This window comes from Streptomyces sp. NPDC001606, assembly GCF_053596835.1.
Window position 1 is genome coordinate 141,585 of record NZ_JBSFHC010000019.1, and the last position, 18,113, is coordinate 159,697.

The 18,113-nt window shown below is 71.0% G+C and carries 19 protein-coding genes and 1 pseudogene; 10 read left to right on the forward strand and 10 right to left on the reverse strand.

Going from position 1 to position 18,113, the window contains the following annotated elements:
• Positions 1 to 9: 9 nt before the first annotated feature.
• Positions 10 to 1,065, reverse strand: coding sequence for a GlxA family transcriptional regulator (locus ACWCV9_RS29425; RefSeq protein ID WP_450791030.1), 1,056 nt, complete (start codon positions 1,063 to 1,065; stop codon positions 10 to 12).
• Between the two features lie 72 nt (positions 1,066 to 1,137).
• Here ACWCV9_RS29425 and ACWCV9_RS29430 point away from each other — a divergent pair, with 72 nt between their 5' ends.
• On the forward strand, positions 1,138 to 2,094 hold the full coding sequence (locus ACWCV9_RS29430; RefSeq protein WP_450791032.1) for an NADP-dependent oxidoreductase: 957 nt from the start codon (positions 1,138 to 1,140) through the stop codon (positions 2,092 to 2,094).
• 8 nt (positions 2,095 to 2,102) lie between these two features.
• Here the strand turns inward: ACWCV9_RS29430 and ACWCV9_RS29435 are convergent, their stop codons facing one another.
• Together ACWCV9_RS29435 and ACWCV9_RS29440 are read right to left on the reverse strand one after the other, a co-directional pair.
• Positions 2,103 to 2,768: a class I SAM-dependent methyltransferase gene (locus ACWCV9_RS29435; protein WP_450791034.1), complete on the reverse strand. Its 666-nt coding sequence runs from the start codon at positions 2,766 to 2,768 to the stop codon at positions 2,103 to 2,105.
• Between the two features lie 169 nt (positions 2,769 to 2,937).
• Positions 2,938 to 3,378, reverse strand: coding sequence for a glycine-rich domain-containing protein (locus tag ACWCV9_RS29440; protein ID WP_450791035.1), 441 nt, complete (start codon positions 3,376 to 3,378; stop codon positions 2,938 to 2,940).
• Positions 3,379 to 3,581: 203 nt separating this feature from the next.
• Between ACWCV9_RS29440 and ACWCV9_RS29445 the strand changes: the two genes are divergently transcribed.
• From ACWCV9_RS29445 to ACWCV9_RS29455, 3 genes are all read left to right on the forward strand, one after another.
• A complete protein-coding gene (locus ACWCV9_RS29445) occupies positions 3,582 to 4,874 on the forward strand; it encodes a helix-turn-helix transcriptional regulator (RefSeq protein WP_450791037.1) in 1,293 nt (430 codons plus the stop codon).
• Between the two features lie 59 nt (positions 4,875 to 4,933).
• Complete coding sequence (locus ACWCV9_RS29450) at positions 4,934 to 5,221, forward strand: hypothetical protein (RefSeq protein ID WP_450791039.1); 288 nt, start codon at positions 4,934 to 4,936, stop codon at positions 5,219 to 5,221.
• A gap of 269 nt (positions 5,222 to 5,490) precedes the next feature.
• Entirely contained in the window at positions 5,491 to 6,459 is a 969-nt protein-coding gene (locus ACWCV9_RS29455; RefSeq protein WP_450791041.1) for an SGNH/GDSL hydrolase family protein, read from the forward strand.
• Positions 6,460 to 6,519: 60 nt separating this feature from the next.
• Here the strand turns inward: ACWCV9_RS29455 and ACWCV9_RS29460 are convergent, their stop codons facing one another.
• The 3 genes from ACWCV9_RS29460 to ACWCV9_RS29470 form a co-directional block, all read right to left on the reverse strand.
• On the reverse strand, positions 6,520 to 7,356 hold the full coding sequence (locus ACWCV9_RS29460) for a hypothetical protein (protein WP_450791108.1): 837 nt from the start codon (positions 7,354 to 7,356) through the stop codon (positions 6,520 to 6,522).
• A gap of 245 nt (positions 7,357 to 7,601) precedes the next feature.
• Positions 7,602 to 7,859, reverse strand: coding sequence for a DUF397 domain-containing protein (locus ACWCV9_RS29465; protein WP_450791043.1), 258 nt, complete (start codon positions 7,857 to 7,859; stop codon positions 7,602 to 7,604).
• Entirely contained in the window at positions 7,843 to 8,682 is an 840-nt protein-coding gene (locus tag ACWCV9_RS29470) for a helix-turn-helix domain-containing protein (RefSeq protein ID WP_450791045.1), read from the reverse strand. The genes ACWCV9_RS29465 and ACWCV9_RS29470 overlap by 17 nt, the downstream gene beginning before the upstream one ends.
• 115 nt (positions 8,683 to 8,797) lie before the next feature.
• Between ACWCV9_RS29470 and ACWCV9_RS29475 the strand changes: the two genes are divergently transcribed.
• The 4 genes from ACWCV9_RS29475 (at position 8,798) to ACWCV9_RS29490 (ending at position 12,111) form a co-directional block, all read left to right on the forward strand.
• Positions 8,798 to 9,028, forward strand: a complete 231-nt coding sequence (locus ACWCV9_RS29475; protein ID WP_450791047.1) for a hypothetical protein — start codon at positions 8,798 to 8,800, stop codon at positions 9,026 to 9,028.
• Positions 9,025 to 9,246: a hypothetical protein gene (locus ACWCV9_RS29480; RefSeq protein WP_450791049.1), complete on the forward strand. Its 222-nt coding sequence runs from the start codon at positions 9,025 to 9,027 to the stop codon at positions 9,244 to 9,246. Before ACWCV9_RS29475 ends, ACWCV9_RS29480 begins: the two co-directional genes overlap by 4 nt.
• Positions 9,247 to 9,377: 131 nt before the next feature.
• Positions 9,378 to 10,499 (forward strand): NADH:flavin oxidoreductase, encoded by a 1,122-nt coding sequence (locus ACWCV9_RS29485; protein WP_450791051.1) that lies wholly within the window; start codon positions 9,378 to 9,380, stop codon positions 10,497 to 10,499.
• Positions 10,500 to 10,575: 76 nt separating this feature from the next.
• Complete coding sequence (locus ACWCV9_RS29490) at positions 10,576 to 12,111, forward strand: carboxylesterase/lipase family protein (protein ID WP_450791053.1); 1,536 nt, start codon at positions 10,576 to 10,578, stop codon at positions 12,109 to 12,111.
• Positions 12,112 to 12,117: 6 nt separating this feature from the next.
• Here the strand turns inward: ACWCV9_RS29490 and ACWCV9_RS29495 are convergent, their stop codons facing one another.
• The gene (locus ACWCV9_RS29495) at positions 12,118 to 12,687 is read right to left on the reverse strand and encodes a hypothetical protein (protein ID WP_385845672.1); all 570 of its coding nucleotides are present in this window, start codon (positions 12,685 to 12,687) and stop codon (positions 12,118 to 12,120) included.
• Positions 12,688 to 12,829: 142 nt separating this feature from the next.
• A pseudogene (locus ACWCV9_RS29500) lies at positions 12,830 to 13,417 on the reverse strand (TetR/AcrR family transcriptional regulator); the annotation flags it as partial.
• A gap of 126 nt (positions 13,418 to 13,543) precedes the next feature.
• On the opposite strand from ACWCV9_RS29500, the gene ACWCV9_RS29505 reads away from it, so the two are divergent.
• Positions 13,544 to 15,130 (forward strand): MDR family MFS transporter, encoded by a 1,587-nt coding sequence (locus ACWCV9_RS29505; RefSeq protein ID WP_450791055.1) that lies wholly within the window; start codon positions 13,544 to 13,546, stop codon positions 15,128 to 15,130.
• A 124-nt stretch (positions 15,131 to 15,254) separates the two neighbouring features.
• Here the strand turns inward: ACWCV9_RS29505 and ACWCV9_RS29510 are convergent, their stop codons facing one another.
• Entirely contained in the window at positions 15,255 to 16,016 is a 762-nt protein-coding gene (locus tag ACWCV9_RS29510; RefSeq protein WP_450791057.1) for an SDR family oxidoreductase, read from the reverse strand.
• A gap of 134 nt (positions 16,017 to 16,150) precedes the next feature.
• On the opposite strand from ACWCV9_RS29510, the gene ACWCV9_RS29515 reads away from it, so the two are divergent.
• Positions 16,151 to 16,741, forward strand: a complete 591-nt coding sequence (locus ACWCV9_RS29515; RefSeq protein ID WP_450791059.1) for a TetR/AcrR family transcriptional regulator — start codon at positions 16,151 to 16,153, stop codon at positions 16,739 to 16,741.
• 19 nt (positions 16,742 to 16,760) lie between these two features.
• Here the strand turns inward: ACWCV9_RS29515 and cseC are convergent, their stop codons facing one another.
• Complete coding sequence (gene cseC / locus ACWCV9_RS29520; RefSeq protein ID WP_450791061.1) at positions 16,761 to 18,104, reverse strand: two-component system sensor histidine kinase CseC; 1,344 nt, start codon at positions 18,102 to 18,104, stop codon at positions 16,761 to 16,763.
• Positions 18,105 to 18,113 lie beyond the last annotated feature (9 nt).

Consider the following 18,113-nt stretch of genomic DNA (forward strand, 5'->3'; position numbering starts at 1 on the left):
CCTCGCGGATCACCTGTCCTTCGACGAGGGCGGTACCACCGGCTTCCCGGCCGGGGGTACCGCCCTCGGGCGTTCCCCCGGGCCGCCCCCGCTCAACAACCGGCCCGCGGCCCGGAAGGTACGGCGGTACGCCTGCGGCGACACCCCGATCGCGGCGTGCAGATGCTGCCGCAGCGAGGCGGGCGTCCCGAACCCGGCCTTCCCGGCGATCTGCTCGACGGGCAGGTCGCTGGACTCCAGCAGTTCCCGCGCCCGCAGCACCCGCTGCTGGATCAGCCACCGCCCCGGGCTCATCCCCACCTCGTCCTGGAACCGGCGGGCGAACGTCCGCAGGCTCATCCGGGCGTGCCCGGCGAGGTCGGCCAGCGTCAGCGGCTCGTCCAGTCGCCGCAGCGCCCACTCGCGGGTCGCCGCGGTTCCGGCCGCGGACGGCTCCGGCACCGGCTGTTCGATGTACTGCGCCTGCCCGCCGTCCCGCCACGGCGGCACCACGCACCGGCGCGCGACCCGGTTCGCCACCTCGCTGCCGTGGTCCTTGCGGACGAGGTGCAGGCACACATCCACGCCGGACGCGGCTCCGGCCGAGGTGAGGATGTCGCCGTCGTCGATGAACAGCACGTCGGCGTCCAGGTTCACCTGGGGAAACGCCGCGCGGAAGCGGTCCGCCAGCCGCCAGTGGGTGGTCGCGGTACGGCCGTCGAGCAGCCCGGCCGCGGCGAGCGTGAAGGCGCCGGTGCAGATGGACACGATCCGCGCCCCGGCCGGGACCAGAGCGAGCGCGTCCGCGACGGCGTCCGACAGCCGGACCGTGTCGGGTGCCGAGGTGTACGGCGGGACGACCACCGTGTCCGCGGTGGCCAGGGCGTCCGGCCCGTGGTCGGGAGTGATCCGGAAGTCCGCCGACGTCCGCACCGGTCGGCCGTCGGCCGTGCAGGTCACCACCTCGTAGCGGCCTTCCGCGGTGCCGAAGACACGCTGCGGGATTCCGAGTTCGAACGGATAGACCCCGTCGAGCGCGAGCACGACGACACGATGAGCAGCAGGGAGCGACTGTGCCGGCGACATGGCACGATCCTATCGATAGTTGTCATTCCTGCCACTCCTGTCGAGGTGCCCGTCCGCCGCAGACTGGGCCGCATGAACGACATCACCACCATGCGTGCGATCAGCCAGGACGTCATCGGCGGCCCCGAGGTGCTCAAGGAGGTCCGGCTGCCCCGGCCGACGCCCGGCCCCGGGGAGATCCTCGTCCGGGTGCGCGCCGCCGGGGTCAACCCCACCGACTGGAAGCACAGCAGCGTGCCCGGGCTGTTCCTCGGCGAGCCGCCGTTCGTCCTCGGCTGGGACGTCTCCGGCGAGGTCACGGCGACCGGCCCCGGCGTCACCCTCTTCAAGCCGGGCGACGAGGTCTTCGGCATGCTGCCGTACCCCTACGGGGCGGGCTCGCACGCCGAGTACGTCACGGGCCCGGCCCGCGCCTTCGCGCCCAAGCCGGCCGAGCTGGACCACGTCCAGGCCGGTGCCCTGCCGCTCGCCGCGCTCACCGCCTGGCAGGCCCTGATCGACACCGCGCACCTCGAAGCCGGGCAGCGGGTGCTGATCCACGCGGCCGCCGGGGGCGTCGGCCACCTCGCCGTCCAGATCGCCAAGGCGCACGGCGCGTACGTCATCGGTACGGCGAGCGCACCCAAGCACGACTTCGTCCGCTCGCTGGGCGCCGACGAGGTCATCGACTACCGCACCACGGACCCCGCCGAGGCCGTCCGCGACGCCGACATCGTCCTCGACGCCCAGGGCAACGACCACGCCCTCCACTCCCTGCGCAGCCTGCGCCCGGGCGGCATCCTGGTCTCCCTCCGCCTGGACGACGCCATCCCGGCGCTCCTCCAGGAGGCGACCAGGCTCGGTGTCCGCGCGGAGGTCATGCTGGTCCAGGACGACCACACCGGCATGAAGGCCATCGCCCACCTCGCCGCCGAGGGCCGCCTGCGCCCCGAGATCGCCGCCACCTTCGAACTGGCGGACGCGGCAAAGGCCCACACCCTGGGCGACACGGGCCACACGACGGGCAAGCTGGTGCTGACGGTGAACTGAGCCACCGGCTACGGCATGCGCGCCCGCACCATGAGCGTGCCCACGTCGGCGGGGTCGGGAGCTTCCAGCACCTGGGCGTCGACGTCCGTGAAGCCGTTCCGCTTGAGCAGGTCGGCCCAGGTCTGCGGACCGTAGTTCCACCGCAGGACGGTGAGTTTGCGCCCCGCCAGCCCGTTGCCGTACATCGCCTGGGGACCGTAGTGGCCCTCGATGGGCTCGGCCTGGCTGAAAGCGAGAACACCACCGGGGTTGAGCCTTTTCGCGATGAGCGGGATGAGGTCGTCCGGGTCCGTGAACCAGACGGCACCCCATACGGAGAAGATCGCGTCGTACGTCGTCCCGGTGCTCGCCAGATAGGCACACGCCTCGGCGTGCACCAGGGTCAGCCGGTCCACTCCGTGCCACCACCCGCGGGCCCGTTCGACCTGGACCGAGGAGAAGTCCAGCGCGGTCACGTCGATGCCCTTGCGGGCCAGGAAGACGGCCTCCTTCCCTTCCGCGGAGCCAAGCTCCAGTGCGGTGCGCGGTCGGCCCAGGAAGTCGTCGCCGGGACCGTGGCCGGGATACTGGGTCCACTCGAACGAGTCGGCCGGCGGAGCAGAAGGCTCGCCATCTCCCTTGTGGGGCTTGTACGCGTCCCAGTACTCGGGGAGGTTCTGCGACGAGCGGGGCATGCGACTCCTCGAAGGGTGCGGGGCGAAGCGTCAGTCAGGCTGGACACCGTACCCATCGCGGCCGCATGATCACTGCCGGATGCCTCCCATTCATCCGCCCGTGCGGCGGGGCGGCGTACGAGGGGCTCGGAAGCGCCGGACGGCGCCCCCGAGCCGGGGCAAGGGGGCCTCAGTGGCAGTCCTCGCCGGGGCGGCACGGGCCACACTTCGCGTAGTCCCGCTCCCACAGCTTCCAGTCGACCTCGAAGCCGTTGGCAGCGAGGATGTGCGCCGTGCGTTCCACCGATCCGTCGTACTTGAACTCGATCTCGGGGATGTGCTCCAGGAAGCGGCCGCCGAAGTGCCGGTGGCAGAACTCCCGGTAGTTCCTCGTGTCGAGGATGAACGCGTGAACCGCCATGTCGACGAGCCGGCCGCAGCACATCTCCAGGCCTTGGCCCCACTTCTCCATGGCCGTGATCAAGTACGCGATGGCCTGGCCGAAGAGCCGGTTGGCCATGACTTCGTCGAACGGATTGTCCCGGACGAGGAGCGCGATCTCCCGGTCCCAGACCTCCGGCGACACGAAGTCCCGGGGGTTGCGGACGCAGATCTCGAGTGCTGTCGCCATGCTGTCCTCCGTGGTTTCGGGTGCGGCCTTCTTCAGGGCTGCCGCAGGATGCGGCCCTTGCTCCCAAGACACCACGGCGATCGGTGCGTCGGCACTCAACGCTCGTGCTGTGTAAGCGATTTGCACGGGGTGAAAGCGCCGTCGACGGCCTATCGGCCAATCGCTACGGTGGGTAGGTCCGGCTCCGGCCAGTGGGAGGGACGATGCGCACCGGTGACCCGCTGTGGAGTTCCGCCAAGGTCCGTTCACTGGTCGACCATCGCGACCCAGGCGGGCTCATCCGGGTAGGACGCGTCTATCGGGGGTGGCGGCAGGTCGACCTCGGTCAGCGCATCGGGTGCTCGATCGCCACCGTCTCCAGGCTGGAGCAGCGCGGAAGGGCAGCTGACCTAGGGCTTCTCCGCAGGGCCGCACAGGAGGTCGGTGTTCCCGCATATCTCCTCGCTGCGGCGCTCGGGCTAGCGTCCCTCCAACCCACTAAAGTTGCGGCGGACGGTCCCAGTTGCGTCGAGGAGGACCCAATGCGCCGCCGGACCTTGCTCGCGGCCGCCGGACTGGCGGCCCCCGCGCAACTGCTCGTCGCAGTCGACGATGCCCTTGCCGCGGTTCCCGCGCCGACCGGCTCGGTGATCCCTCTCGATACGAGACTGGCATGGGCACGCGCCCTTTTCGACGCCGGTAAATACGTGGACCTCCTGGAAGCGATCCCGGGCCTGCTGGCTGACGCACACGACTCGACCAGGACGCGGTCCCACCTCGACCATGCGCGCCTGTCCGCCTGCTACAGCCTGACCTCCCGGGTCCTGATCAAGATCGGCCGATACGACCGCGCCCGGCTCACCGCCGACCGCGCCACGATCTACGCCACCCTTTCCGGCTCGGCCCTCGTGGCAGCGGCGGCCGCTCGCGAGCTGAGCATCGTGCTGCGCCACCAAGACCAGTCCCGCGCTGCACAGCGCCTCATCATGGACGCTGCCCACCAGGTGGAAGCAACCGGTCTGCATACCGATGCCCAGGCTTCGGCCTACGCGCAGATGCTGTGCACGACCGCGTATACCGCCGCACGGTCCGGAGAACGTGACCAGGCGCTGGCCATGATCCGTGAAGCGAGCCAGGCTGCGCGTCGCCTTCCGGCCACGCCTCCGAGCGGCCGGTTGTTCCCCCTCACCCCGGCGGCCGTCAGCCTTTACGAAGTCGGAGTGCACTGGGCGCTGGGAGATGCCGGAGCCGCCTTGCGAGCAGGCCGGGAATTGCACGAGTCGCAGTTCCCCACCGCTGAGCGCAAGGGACGCATGCATACCGATCTCGGCCGTGCGTGGTGGCAATGGGGCAAGCCCGAGCAGACCGCCGCCGAGTTGCTTGCCGCCCTTCGTGTTTCCCCGGGAGAAGTACGCGACCGCCCGGCGATCCGGAAGATCGTCCATGAGCTGAGCGCGCGGCACCCTCGGGTGCCCGGCGTACGTGAACTGGCTCTGGCCACCGGTGTGAGGAACTGACAGGGGCGGCGCGGGCAATCCAAGTTGCCGCGTCCCCGCGTGCCGTCGATGCTGGGGCGGTGCCGGGGCAGCGGAAGAGGAAGCAGCAGAGGGAGCGGCAGCGGCGGGCCGAGGCGGAGCGGGCTGCTGCGCGCTTCGCGCCCGAGGCGGGGCACTGGGAGGTGCTCTTCCAGACGGAGGACGAGACGGAATGGCGGTCCTACGTCCGCCGACTGCGTGCGTCCGACGAGCAGTTGGACTGGTCGGCGGTGCGGATGGACACCTTCTGCGGACGCCTGGTCCAGCCCACCACCTACCGGCTCAGCGTCTTCGTGCCGGGCCCGGCCGAGCCGGTCACCGGTTCGTGACGCCTGCGGGTGTGTCAGGAACAAGCCAGCCGCTGAGAGGGCGAGCGTCCGGCGGGGTCCCGTACTCGGTCAAGAGCCTTCCCTGTGTCGTACACGTACCGAACCGGAGCGATCGTCCGTAGGGGACAGTCGGTCGACACGCGGGGCCTCGGTCACCCACAAAGACGCACGTGGAAGCTCGGTTGTGACTGTCCGTGTTGGATCTACTGCGTAGTGTGTTGCACTGCTTACGGTCAAAGCGACGCCAAAACCGTATCCCTGGAGGATTCGTGGCCCGCTTCCGCATGCGTCTGACCCTGCTCTGCTCGGCCGCCGCTCTCGCCGCCGGCGCTCTCGTCCCCACCCAGTTCACCGCGGCACAGCCCGCCGCCGCGGCCGAGGACCACCAGTGGGTCGCCCTGGGCGACTCCTACACCGCCGGGGTCATCCGCGCCGCGGGCGACGTCTTCGAAGTCCCGCGTGACGGCTGCGAGCGCACCGACCGGTCCTACCCCCAGGTCATCGACCGCGACCTCGGCGGTCTCTTCGAGCTGACCAACGTCAGCTGCGGCGCCGCCACCATCGAGAACGTCACCGACACGCCCCAGTATCCGATCGGCCGCCACATGCCGCCCCTCTCCGAGGACCCGGACTACCCCTTCCCTCCGGTGCCGCCCCAGTCCGAGGCGGTGGGCCCCGACACCGACGTCATCACGGTCGGGGTGGGCGGCAACACCCTCGGCTTCGCCGACATCCTCATGAAGTGCCCGCAGCTGGGAGGCGAAAGCGACGGCAAGGGCACCCCGTGCAAGGACGCCCTGGGCGCCGGGATCCCGGCCCGGCTGAAGAAGGTGCGCGAGGAGTACGACCGGATGCTCCGCGTACTCCATGAGCGGGCCCCGCACGCGAAGATCCTCGCCGTCGGCTATCCCACCATCGTCCCCAAGGACACCTCCAAGTGCGGCTTCGGCGACCTGACCAAGTTCGGCACGATCACCCAGGGCGACCTGGAATGGCTGCGCCACGACGTCCTGGAACCCCTCAACAAGGCCATCGACGACTCGACCGGCACACAGGACGCCGCCAGCTTCGTCGACCTCTACGCCTCCTCCCGGAACCACAGCGTCTGCGACGACACCAAGTGGGTGGAAGGCTTCGTCACCCTGCCTGACCAGCTGTCCTTCGTCCACCCCAACGCCCTCGGCCACCGCAACGCCGCCGACCACGTCGAAGCGGCGATGCTGAACGCCATCAGCTGAACCGATCCCTCCGTGAACGGGCCCCCGGCACCCCGCCGGAGGTCCGTTCCGTGTCACCCGTCATGTGGGTGTCCTTTCGCTGCGGCGCAGGGACATCGCCGCGCGGATCGACGCCGCGCGGCTGCGGACATCGGGGGCGGGCGGGGGCGTACGGCGGTGTGCGGGGGCGCGTTCGTCGCGGCAGCCCGCGCAGACGCCCCCCGGCAGTGCTTCCGGGCGCCCCGGGACTCCGCACTCCGCGCACTCCAGTAGCCGGCGGGGCGCGTGGCGTGGGGCCGGTGGCGGCTCGGGCGGGACCTTGTCGACCAGGCGGCGGCGGACCAGGGCGGCCGGGCTGTGCACCGGTGTCGGCAGGCCTGCGGTCAGCGCGGTCAGCAGCGCCTCCTCGGTGGCGCCGCGCCTGAACCACTCCTCCGCCAGCGGGGCCAGCGCGGCGCAGTCGGCGGCGGAGAGGGAGAGGGCGGGGGCCGTACGGCCCAGGGCGGCCAGGAGGATGTGGGCGCGGGAGCGGGTGGGGCGAGGGCGGTCACCCGGAGGGTCCGGCTCCGGCTCCGGTACGGCGCCTCGTGCGAACGCCGCCCACCAGCCGTCGTCCCGCGCGGTACGGGACCACCACGATCGGGTGATCCAGCGGGAGCCGCCGGTGTCGGACTCCAGCCGCTCCCGGCCCCGCCTCAAGTGCCCCGCCGCCTGGATCCGGTTGAGCGCGGTACGCAGTGCGCACTGTCCGTACGGCAGCTGCTTGGCCAGTGTCTTCACCGAGATGTCGGCCCCCTCGGGAAGCCGGTCGACGTACGCGGCGATGGCCGCCTCGCGGGGCGGGAGGTGCGAGAAGTCGTGCTGGGTGCGGCCGAGTTGGTCCGGTGCGGTTCGTTTGCCGTAGCCGGGGTTGGCCATCGGGTGGGGGGTCTCGTGCGCGGGCGGGTGGGCAGGATTAAGCTTGGCGTAAGCCACGGGATCGTGTCTCCGATCTCGCTGGTCAGACCCCCGCCGGTGTTGTGAGCACTGGGCGGGGGTTGTTCGTTATGCGGGCACGCTAGAGCCTCGTGACTGTCCGTCGCAACTCGGTCGCGGCAAGTCAACCTCAGGGTGGGCGGGTGGGTTGAACCCACCACCCATTCCCTGCAAAGAGAGCTCGAAGCTCAAAGCTTGAGGTTCGCGATGAACGCGGACCAGGCCTCCGCCCGGAACACGAGCTTCGGGCCGAGGGGGGCGGTCTTCGAATCGCGGACCGGGATGAGGTGGGGCTCGCCGTCGGCTACTTCGAGGCAGTTGTTGCCGCCAGCGCTGTACGTCGACTTGCGCCAGCGGGCGACTTCCAGGCAGTTGCCGCCGCCCTGGCTGTAGCTCGACTTGTGCCAGACGGCCGTGCTCAGGTCGTCGTCAGGGATGTTCCTCATGGGTGTAATCCTGCGCCAACCCCTCGATCACGGCCAGGGACTTCTTCGGCGAGAGCGCGGCGGCAACGAGCAGATCGAAAGCAAACCGCAGTTGGGTGACTGTGGCCGGGTCGTCCTCCAGCCGGCCGAAGCGCACCCCTTCGGAGTAGACCAGTGGTGGGGCGTCCTCGAATTCCATGAGCTTGAGGGCGCCCTGCATCGCCGTGTGCGCTCCCGCGCTGAACGGCAGGACCTGTGTGATCACCCGGTTTCGGCGGGCCAGGCATGCGATGTGACTCAGCGCCTCCGCCATCACCGCCGGGCTGCCGGTCTCTCGACGCAGTGCCGCCTCGTCAAGCACCATCCACAACAAGGGCTTTGTTGGATGGTCCAGCAGGCGGGTCCGGGCCATCCGGCCTTCCGTCCACTCCTCGACGGTCTCCTCCGGTGCCGTCGGGTCGTACACGCGATTCACGGCCCGCGCGTACGCACGGGTCTGGAGCAGTCCAGGGATGAGGAGCGGTGCGTACTCTCTGATCGCAGTGGCTTGAGCTTCGGCCTCTGCTGCCTCCGCGAAGTGTTCCTCGTACTTCGACCTGGCCGCCGCCCTGCAATTCCGCTCGAAGAAGCCGTTCGTCTCCAGGACCTCATCCAGCATCCGCGCGAAATCCGGCTGCATCCTCCGCGTCCCCGCCTCCAGCTGGCCGATGTACGACCCGCTCACGAACAGCCGGCGGCCCAGTTCCTCCTGGCTCACCCCCTTGCGCTCACGGGCGTGCCGTAACTCCGCTCCCAGCAGCGCGCGCGGTGACGACGACGGGTCGAGGTCCTTCGGTCCTGCCATGGCAACTCCCCGGTCTGACAGCAGAGATTGTTGGGACGCCGTCTCTGGCCAGGTTAGAGCCGCCCTTGCCACGCTGTGTCGCGAATCACCAACACAGCGTGGAGGAATTGGAGCAATGGAAGCCAAGGAGACTGCGGCCGAGGAGAGGCCCGCCCGGAATGCCGACGAAGCGGTGGAGCGGCTGCGGTCGGCGCTGCACGAGGTCGGGATCATCCTGCCGTCGCTGAGGGTCGACCCCGTGTCCGGACTGCACGGGCATCCGTACGCCCTGGTCGACCTCGGCCGGTGCAACATCGGGGTCGCCTCGAAGCTCGCGGCCGCCCTGCGGAAGGGGGCCGGGGCGTGAGCAATGGGCCCATGTATGCCACGGACGTGCGGGACGGGCGGGTCGGGGAGGTCATGGGGCGGGTCGGTGGGCGGGTGCAGTTGCGGCCGGTCGGCGGGGGTCGGGAGTGGGACTGTCCGCCGGAGTTCGTCGGGGCCGCCGCGCCGGAGGCGGTGTTGCGGGAGCGGGTGCGGCGGCTGAACCGGGACGCCCGGCTGTGGGCGCCGAACGCCGGATGAGTGTGTTCCGGGTCACCGGTGGGCGGAGGCGGTTGCGGAATGCGGGGTGACGGGTGAATCGTTGATTCAGGTGGTGCAACAATGCGCATGCACATACCACTCGGTAGAGTCACTTCACCTGGAGCCCCCCAGTGACCGTCACGCCCTCCGCCTCCCGCGCGGCCAAGATCCTCTCGCGTCCGATCGAGCTGAACGGCCTCACCGTTCCGAACCGGATCGTGATGGCCCCGATGACCCGCATGTTCTCCCCGGGCGGTATCCCGGGTGAGGACGTCCGCTCGTACTACGCCCGCCGCGCGGCCGCCGGTGTCGGTCTGATCGTCACCGAGGGCACCTACGTGGGCCACGAGTCGGCGGGCCAGAGCAACCGCATCCCCCGCTTCCACGGCGAGGAGCAGCTGGCGGGCTGGGCGCAGGTTGCCGAGGACGTGCACAAGGCGGGCGGCACCATCGTCCCGCAGCTGTGGCACATCGGAACCGTCCGCAACCAGGGCCAGAACCCCTACCCGGACGCCCCCTCCATCGGCCCCTCCGGTCTGCGTATCGACGGCACCGCCGACGCCAAGGAGATGACCCAGGCCGACATCGACGCCGTGATCGAAGCGTTCGCCCAGGCCGCCGCCGACGCCCAGCGCATCGGCTTCGACGGCGTGGAGCTGCACGGCGCCCACGGCTACCTGCTCGACCAGTTCCTGTGGGCGGGCACCAACCGCCGTACCGACGCCTACGGCGGCGACCCGGTCGCGCGCACCAAGTTCTCGGCGGAGATCGTGGCGGCGGTCCGCGCGGCCGTCTCCCCGGACTTCCCGATCATCTTCCGCTACTCGCAGTGGAAGCAGGAGGCGTACGACGCCCGGCTCGCCGAGACCCCGCAGGAGCTGGAGGCCATCCTGGCCCCGCTGGCGGACGCCGGTGTCGACGTCTTCCACGCCTCCACCCGCCGCTACTGGCTGCCGGAGTTCGACGGCTCGGACCTGAACCTGGCCGGCTGGACCAAGAAGCTCACCGGCAAGCAGGTCATCACCGTCGGCTCGGTCGGCCTCGACGGCGACTTCATCAACGCCTTCCAGGGCGAGGGCTCCCCGGTCAAGGGCATCGACAACCTGCTCGACCGGCTGGAGGCCGAGGAGTTCGACATGGTCGCCGTCGGCCGGGCGCTGCTCCAGGACCCGGAGTGGGCGGCCAAGGTGCTCGCCGACCGCTTCGACGAGCTGAAGCCGTACGACGCGGCCGCGCTCCAGTCGCTCAGCTGACCGTCCAACCGACCTTCCGGGCCGGGCACTTGTGATCGTCGCCGTGCGTTCCCCGGAGGAGACGTGAGGAGCGAGCATGACGACGAGCGAGTCACCGGCCCCGGACATCGACGGGCCCGTGGTGCGTACCGCCGCCGGTGCGGTGCGCGGACTGCGCGAGCAGGGACTGTCGGTGTTCCGGGGCATCCCGTTCGCCGCGCCGCCGGTCGGCGCGGCACGGTTCCAGGCGCCCCGGCCCGCCCGGCCCTGGGACGGGGTGCGAGCGGCCGTCGCCTTCGGGCCGCCGCCCCCGCAGGAGCCGGGCATCATCAGCCGCGCGGACCAGTCCGCAGGCCTCGGCGACGACTGGCTGACCCTGAACGTGTGGACGCCCGACCCGGACCCGCAGGCGGCCCGCCCGGTCGTGGTCTGGATCCACGGCGGGGCCTACCGGGTGGGCCATGGCGGGCAGGCCGGTTACGACGCCCAGCACATAGCCCGCGAGGGCGACGCGGTGCTCGTCACCCTCAACTACCGCGTCGGTATGGAGGGTTTCGCGCTCTGGGAGGGCGCCCCCGCCAACCGTGGGCTGCTGGACCAGATCGCGGCCCTGGAGTGGGTCCAGGAGAACATCGCGGCCTTCGGTGGAGACCCGTCCCAGGTCACCGTGGCCGGCGAGTCGGCGGGCGCGGGCTCCATCGCCGCCCTGATGGTGATGGAGCGGGCGCGCGGCCTGTTCCGCCGGGCGGTCGCCCAGAGCGTCCCCGGCCCCTTCTTCTCGGTCGATCTCGCCCGGGACATCGCGGCCGCCCTGGCGGCGGAGGCCGGGCGCCGGCCCACGGTGGCCGATCTGGCCGCGACCGACCCCCGGCAGCTCACCGACGCCGGACCGGCGCTGAGCGCCAAAATGACCCAGTACACCGACCGCTGGGGCCAGGCGGCGCCCACGGCCACGCCCTTCGGCCCGGTCGTCGACGGTGACATCCTGCCCGCCGGGCCCTGGCAGGCGCTCGCCTCCGGCGCGGCGCGCGAGATCGACCTGCTGGTCGGCCACAACCGCGACGAGTTCCGGCTGTTCCAGTTCCTCGCCGGGCGCCTCGGCACGATCACCGAGGAGCAGGCGGCGCAGACCCTGCGGCTCTACGCGCCGGGCGGGGAAGCGACGTACCGGGAGGCCTTCCCCGGTGCCTCGGCCGGGGAACTCTTCGAACGCGTCGAGACGGACTGGCTGTTCGCGATGCCGAGCCTGCGGCTGGCCGAGGCCCACCGGGCGGGCGGCGGCCGGGCACATGTCTACGAGCTGACCTGGGCCGCCCCGGGCAACGGCGGCATCCTCGGCGCCTGCCACGGCCTGGACGTCCCGCTGCTGTTCGGCACCTTCGCAGCGGACCTCGGCGGCCTGCTGTTCCCCGACGGCGTGCCGACCCCGGAGGCGGAGCGGCTCGGCGCCTTCATGCGCCGCGCCTGGACCGGATTCGCTCGCACGGGTGACCCCGGCTGGCCGGAGTACGACTCCGAGTCCCGCCTCGTACAGATCCTGGACGCGGAGCCGAAGGTGGCGCCGTACCCGGAGGAGGCGAGCCGGCGCATCTGGGAGGGGTACGAGTTCCCGCCGCTGCCCCTGATCAATTAGCCCGGTTCAGAGGTTGCCCATCGGTTCGATGTCCACCCGGACGGGGGTGCCCCAGACCCGCAGCACCTCGTAGTCGGTGAACTCGTGCACCAGCCGGTACGCCATCGCGGGCCGGGAGGAGCGCCGCTGGGCGGCGAGATAGGCCTCGGCCTCCTGCCGGTCCCGGCGCGGGGTTCCGCACAGCTGCCACTCCTGGCCGTTCCACAGCTCCGGCAGCCAGCGCTGCTGGGGCTGCGGGCGGTCGTCCCGGACGCCGTACCGGGAGGGCGCGGTGGGGACGGGCGCGGGGCCGGGGCGTCCGCCCTGGTACTCCGCGCGCCGGGCGGCCCGGCGCCGGGTCTCGCAGAGCAGGCACAGGTCCGGGGCGCTCTCGTCCACCGGGCCCTGCGGATGCTCGGGGCACCGGGTGCTGGGCGCGCTGCCGCCGATGCCGTCGTCCAGCAGGTCGAGCGCGCGCCGCAGATCGGCGCGCAGCTCGCGCAGCCGGTCGTCCGGGGTGGTGGGGGTCAGGGCCTCCCCGTGCTCCCCGAGCACCCGCAGGGCCCGCCCGAGGGCGCTGAACTGGGCGTGGTTCATGGCCGTTCCCTCGTCAGTCGTTCTGCCGGTCGTTCTGCCGGTCGTGCTGGTCGCTGTGCCGGTCGTGCTGGTCGCTGTGCTGGTCGTGCTGGTCGCCGTGCTGGGTGGGCTGGTCGCCGTACGGGTCGGGCTCGCCGGGCTTGCGGGTGCCCTCGTGTGCCTGGGTCACCAGGTCCAGGGAGACCTCCAGGACCGCCTGGCGCCGGGTCTCGGGGTTGCCCACCAGGTCCTGCATGAGGAACATGCCGGCGTGCAGCGTGAAGATCGCGCTGACGCAGCGGACCTGCTCCACCAGGGGCGCGTCCGGGTCGGCGAAGATGTCCCGCAGGTCGCGCATCCGGTCCTTGAAGGACTCGCCGATGCGCAGTTCCCGTACCGTCGCCTGGTTCTCCTGCATGAAGCGGAAGAGCGGCTCGGCGCCGACCAGGGTCTCGCTGTAGCGACGGATGATCTCGTGCTTGGTCTCCAGCGTGCGCGGCTGGCTGCGAGCCCACGCGATGAGATCCTCGATCGGTTTCGTCAGATCCTCGAAGAGGCTGACGATGATCTCTTCCTTCGTCTTGAAGTGGTAGTACAGGGCCGCCTTCGTGACGTCGAGGCGCTCGGCGATCTCGCGCAGAGAGGTCTTCTCGTAGCCCTGCTCCGCGAAGAGTTCGAGCGCCACGTCCTGGATGCGCTGGCGGGTGTTGCCGCGGCGCTGCTGCTTGGTGCCGTCCATGGTGACGCCCATCCTCGTACTCCTCGCGCTCCCGCCGAAACTTACTTGACGCCCGGCTAGTGACAGGGCTACCTTCCCAGTGTAGTGAACTAGCCGGGCGGCAAGTAAGTAGAAGCCGCAGGGGGAGTGGGAAGAACGATGGCGGACACGGTAGAAAGCGTCCCCGAGGGCAAACAGCCCAGAAGTGTGCGCGTGGTGCTGCTCGCGCTGATGATCGCGATGATGCTCGCCATGCTCGACAACATGATCGTGGGCACGGCCATGCCCACCATCGTCGGCGAGCTGGGTGGCCTGGAGCACCTGTCCTGGGTGGTCACCGGCTACACCCTGGCCACCGCCGCCTCCACCCCGATCTGGGGCAAGGTCGGCGACATGTACGGGCGCAAGGGCGCCTTCCTCAGCTCGATCGTGATCTTCCTGATCGGGTCGGCGCTGAGCGGTATGGCCCAGGACATGGGCCAGCTGATCGGGTTCCGGGCCGTGCAGGGTCTCGGTGCCGGCGGTCTGATGGTCGGCGTCATGGCGATCATCGGCGACCTCATCCCGCCGCGTGAGCGGGGCAAGTACCAGGGCATGATGGCCGGCGTCATGGCGCTGGCGATGATCGGCGGCCCGCTGGTCGGCGGCACCATCACCGACAACTGGGGCTGGCGCTGGGCCTTCTACATCAACCTGCCGCTCGGCGCGGTCGCGCTCGCGCTGGTCACCGCCGTGCTGCACCTGCCGAAGAAGCGGGCCAAGGCGGGCATCGACTACTTCGGCGTCCTGCTGCTGACCGTCGGCATCACCTCGATCGTCCTGGTCACCACCTGGGGCGGCAGCGAGTATGCCTGGACCTCGGCCCGGATCATGGAGCTGATCGCCCTCGGCGTGGTCGCGCTGATCGGGTTCGTGATCTGGCAGATGTACGCTGCCGAGCCGGTGCTCCCGCTGCACATCTTCAAGAGCCGCAACTTCAGCCTGATGTCGTTCATCGGCTTCGTCACCGGCTTCGTGATGTTCGGCGCGACGCTCTACCTGCCGCTGTACCAGCAGTCCGTGCAGGGTGCTTCCGCGACCAACTCGGGTCTGCTGCTCCTGCCGATGCTCGGCGCGATGCTGGTGACCTCGATGGTCGCCGGGCGGGTCACCACCAACAGCGGGCGCTACAAGGCCTTCCCGATCGTCGGCGGTGCGCTGATGATCGTCGGCCTGTACCTGCTGTCGCTGATGGACACCGGTACGACCCGGCTGACCTCCGGCCTCTACATGGCCGTCCTCGGTCTCGGCATGGGCTGCCTGATGCAGATCACCATGCTGGTGGCGCAGAACAGCGTCGAGATGAAGGACATGGGCGTCGCGTCCTCGTCCACCACCCTGTTCCGTACGCTCGGCTCCTCCTTCGGTGTGGCCATCATGGGCGCGCTGTTCAACAACCGGGTCCAGCACGAGATGGCGACGCGGGCCGGTGCGGTCGGGCGGCACATGACCGAGAAGTCGGCCGCGCTGGACGCGAAGAGCCTGGCGAAGCTGCCGCCGCTGGTGCGGGAGGCGTACCAGCACGCGGTGTCCTCCGGTACGCACGCGGCGTTCCTGCTGGGTGCGGTGATCGCGGTGACGGTGCTGGTCGCGGCGCTGTTCGTGAAGGAGGTGCCGCTCAAGGGGGGCCCGCAGAAGCAGGGTCCTCCGGAGGGTGGCGAGGATGGCGAGGATGTGGCGCCGATGCAGGGGATCGAGGCGGTGTGAGGTTCGGCTGCGCCTGAGCCTGTGCCTGAGCTGCGCTGAGCTGAAGACCCCGGTGGGTGTCCGCCCCGGGGTCTTCTTCTTTTTCCCGCATATCAGACACAGCCCCGCGCCCCCGGGGGGTGCTTCAGCGGCCCGTGGCCAAGGTGGCGCCGCCCGTTGCCTCCAGCACCACCCCCGTCACGAAGCTGTTCGCGGCGAACATGTGGATCGCGCGGGCGATGTCCTCCGGGCGGCCGACCCGGCCCACCGGGGTCACCGCCGCCAGGCCGTCGAAGAGGGCCTGGCGCTGGTCGGCCGGCACCCGGTCCCACCAGGGCGTGTCGATGACGCCCGGCGAGACCGCGTTGATCCTCAGCGGGGCCAGCTCGACGGCGAGCGGCGGGACCAGCGCCTCCAGGGCGCCGTTGATCGCGGCGAGGCCGGCGGTGCCGGGCAGGGCGGCGCGGGCGGAGGCGGCGGTCACCAGGGTCACCGAGCCGTCGCGGCGCAGCACGGGCAGCGCGGCCTGGAGCACCTGGACATGCGGCCAGAACTTGCCGTTGAAACCGGCCGCCAGTTCGGCGAGGTCCAGTTCGGCGAAGGGGCCGCCACCCTTGCTGCCGCTGAGCGCGAGGACGAGATGGTCCACCGTGCCGAAGTCCGCGAAGAACGCGTCCACGGCGGCGCGGTCGGCGGCATCCAGCCGGTGGGTCGAGACCTTGCCGCCGTCAGCGCCGATGCGGGCCGCCGCGCCGTCGAGGCGGTCCTGGTCGCGGCCGGTGATGGCCACCTCGGCGCCGTCCGCCGCGAAGAAGGCCGCCGTTGCCTCGCCTACACCGGAGCTGCCGCCCATGACGACGACACGCTGTCCGGCGAGCGGGTTCGCAGAAGTGTGAGTGGTGCTCATGAGTGGCTCGTCTCCCCGTGTCCGCACCGGGCCCCGGCCTGTTGCCGAGAACGTCGGTCTCGTTAAAGTGTTACCGAGACCGGTAGTCTCGTCAAGGGGATCGCGGAGCGCCGTAAGCCGGAGAGGACACACACGTGCAGGACACTCAGGACCCGAGGGAGCCCCGCCCGCACACCGGGCGGCGGCGCAACGAGGCGGCGCGCCGGGCCATCCTCGACGCCGCGCTGGAGCTGCTCGCCGACGCCGACGGGGCGCCGGTGACGGTGGAGACGATCGCGCGGGCCGCCGGGGTGGGCAAGCAGACGCTGTACCGGTGGTGGCCGTCGAAGGGGGCGGTGCTGCTGGAGGCGCTGAACGAGCGCGCCGTACAGGACGCGCCGACACCGGACACCGGACATCTGCGAGAGGACCTGCGGGTGTTGGCGGCGGCCACCTTCGAGGCGGCGCAGCGCTCACCGTCCGGCCCGGCACTGCGCACCCTCGTCCGCGAGGCTGCCCGGGACCCGCACCTGGCCGAGCTGATGCGCACGTTCACCGAGTCGCGCCGGACCGCCGTACGCGAGGTGCTGCTGCGCGGCCGGGAGCGGGGCGAGCTGCCCGCAAGCCGGGACGTGGACCTCCTGGTCGACCAGTTCTACGGCTTCTTCTGGTACCGCTTCCTGCTGGGCCACGGGCCCCTGGAGGACGCCACGGCCCGGAAGCTGGCCGACTCGCTGGTGGGGTGAGACGGGACCGGGTGCCGGTTCAGCCCGGCAGCATCTGGTAGCTGCCTGTGTTGGTCGGGGCGTGTTCCGGGAGCCAGAGGACGGCTACCGCGCCCTCGGAGGGGATGTGGGCGGGGGCGCCGACCGGGCGGACGTTGCGGAAGGTGAGGCGGGCGCCGAGGACCCTGGCCTGGCCGGCCGCGATGGTCAGGCCCAGCCCGTGCCCCTGCCCGGAGCGGTCCATGCTGCCGGTGCGGAAGCGGCTCGGGCCCTCGGCGAGCAGTTCCTCCGGGAAGCCGGGGCCGTGGTCGCGGACCCGGATGACCCGCCCCTCGACGGTCACCTCGATCGGCGGACGGCCGTGCCGCCGGGCGTTGGCGAGCAGGTTGAACAGCACCCGCTCCAGCCGCCGGGGGTCGGTGGTGACCTCCGACTCGTGCACCACCCGCACCGTGACGTCCGGGTCCTTCGCCGCCACCCGGCGGGCCACGAACTCGCCGAGCAGGATGTCCTGCAACTCGGCCCGCTCGGAGGCGCCGTCCAGCCGGGCGACCTCCAGCACGTCCTCGACCAGCGTCCGCATCGCCTTGGCGCGGTCCAGGACCAGTTCCGTGGGACGGCCGGGGGGCAGGAGTTCGGCGGCCGTGAGCAGCCCGGTCACCGGGGTGCGCAGCTCGTGCGCGATATCGGCGGTGACCCGGCGCTCCGCCTCCAGCCGCTGCCGCAGCGCGTCCGCCATCGCATCCACCGCCAGCGCCAGATCGTCGGTCTCGTCCCGTACGACCCCGCCGATGGCCTCCTGGACCCGTACGTCGATCTCGCCCTTGGCCACCTGGTGCGCGGCGGCCGCGGCCTTGCGCAGCCGCCCGGAGAACTGGCCCCCTATCAGCACGCCCAGCGCACTGCCGCCCAGCACGACCGCGACGGAGCCGATCACCAGCGCCTGGTCGAGGTCGTTCAGCACATTGACGGAACGGTTCGGGAACTGGCTGTGCAGGGAGAGCACATGCCCGTCCTGCGCGGGCACGGCCGCCCAGATCTGCGGCGGTCCGCCGCCGTGGTCGGAGACGTCACTGACCTGGCGGCCGTCCGCGACCTTCTCGCGCAGGGCCGCCGGCAGCCGGCGGTCGTCGATCTTTATGTCGGGGAAGTTCGTCCGCCGGTACCGCTCGTAGTAGCCCAGGGCGAGCCGCACCCGCTCGTTGGCCAGGTCGCGCGCGTTGTCCAGCATCGAGACCCGGGCCGCGTTGTGCACGACCAGGCTCAGCGTGATCGCGACCAGCCCGGCCACCAGCGCGATCGCCGCGCTGAGCTTCCACTTGAGCCCGGTCCGCAGGCCCGCGCGCTCCATGCGCCGCACCGGTCGCCGAAGGAGCCCCCGCATCTTCGCCAC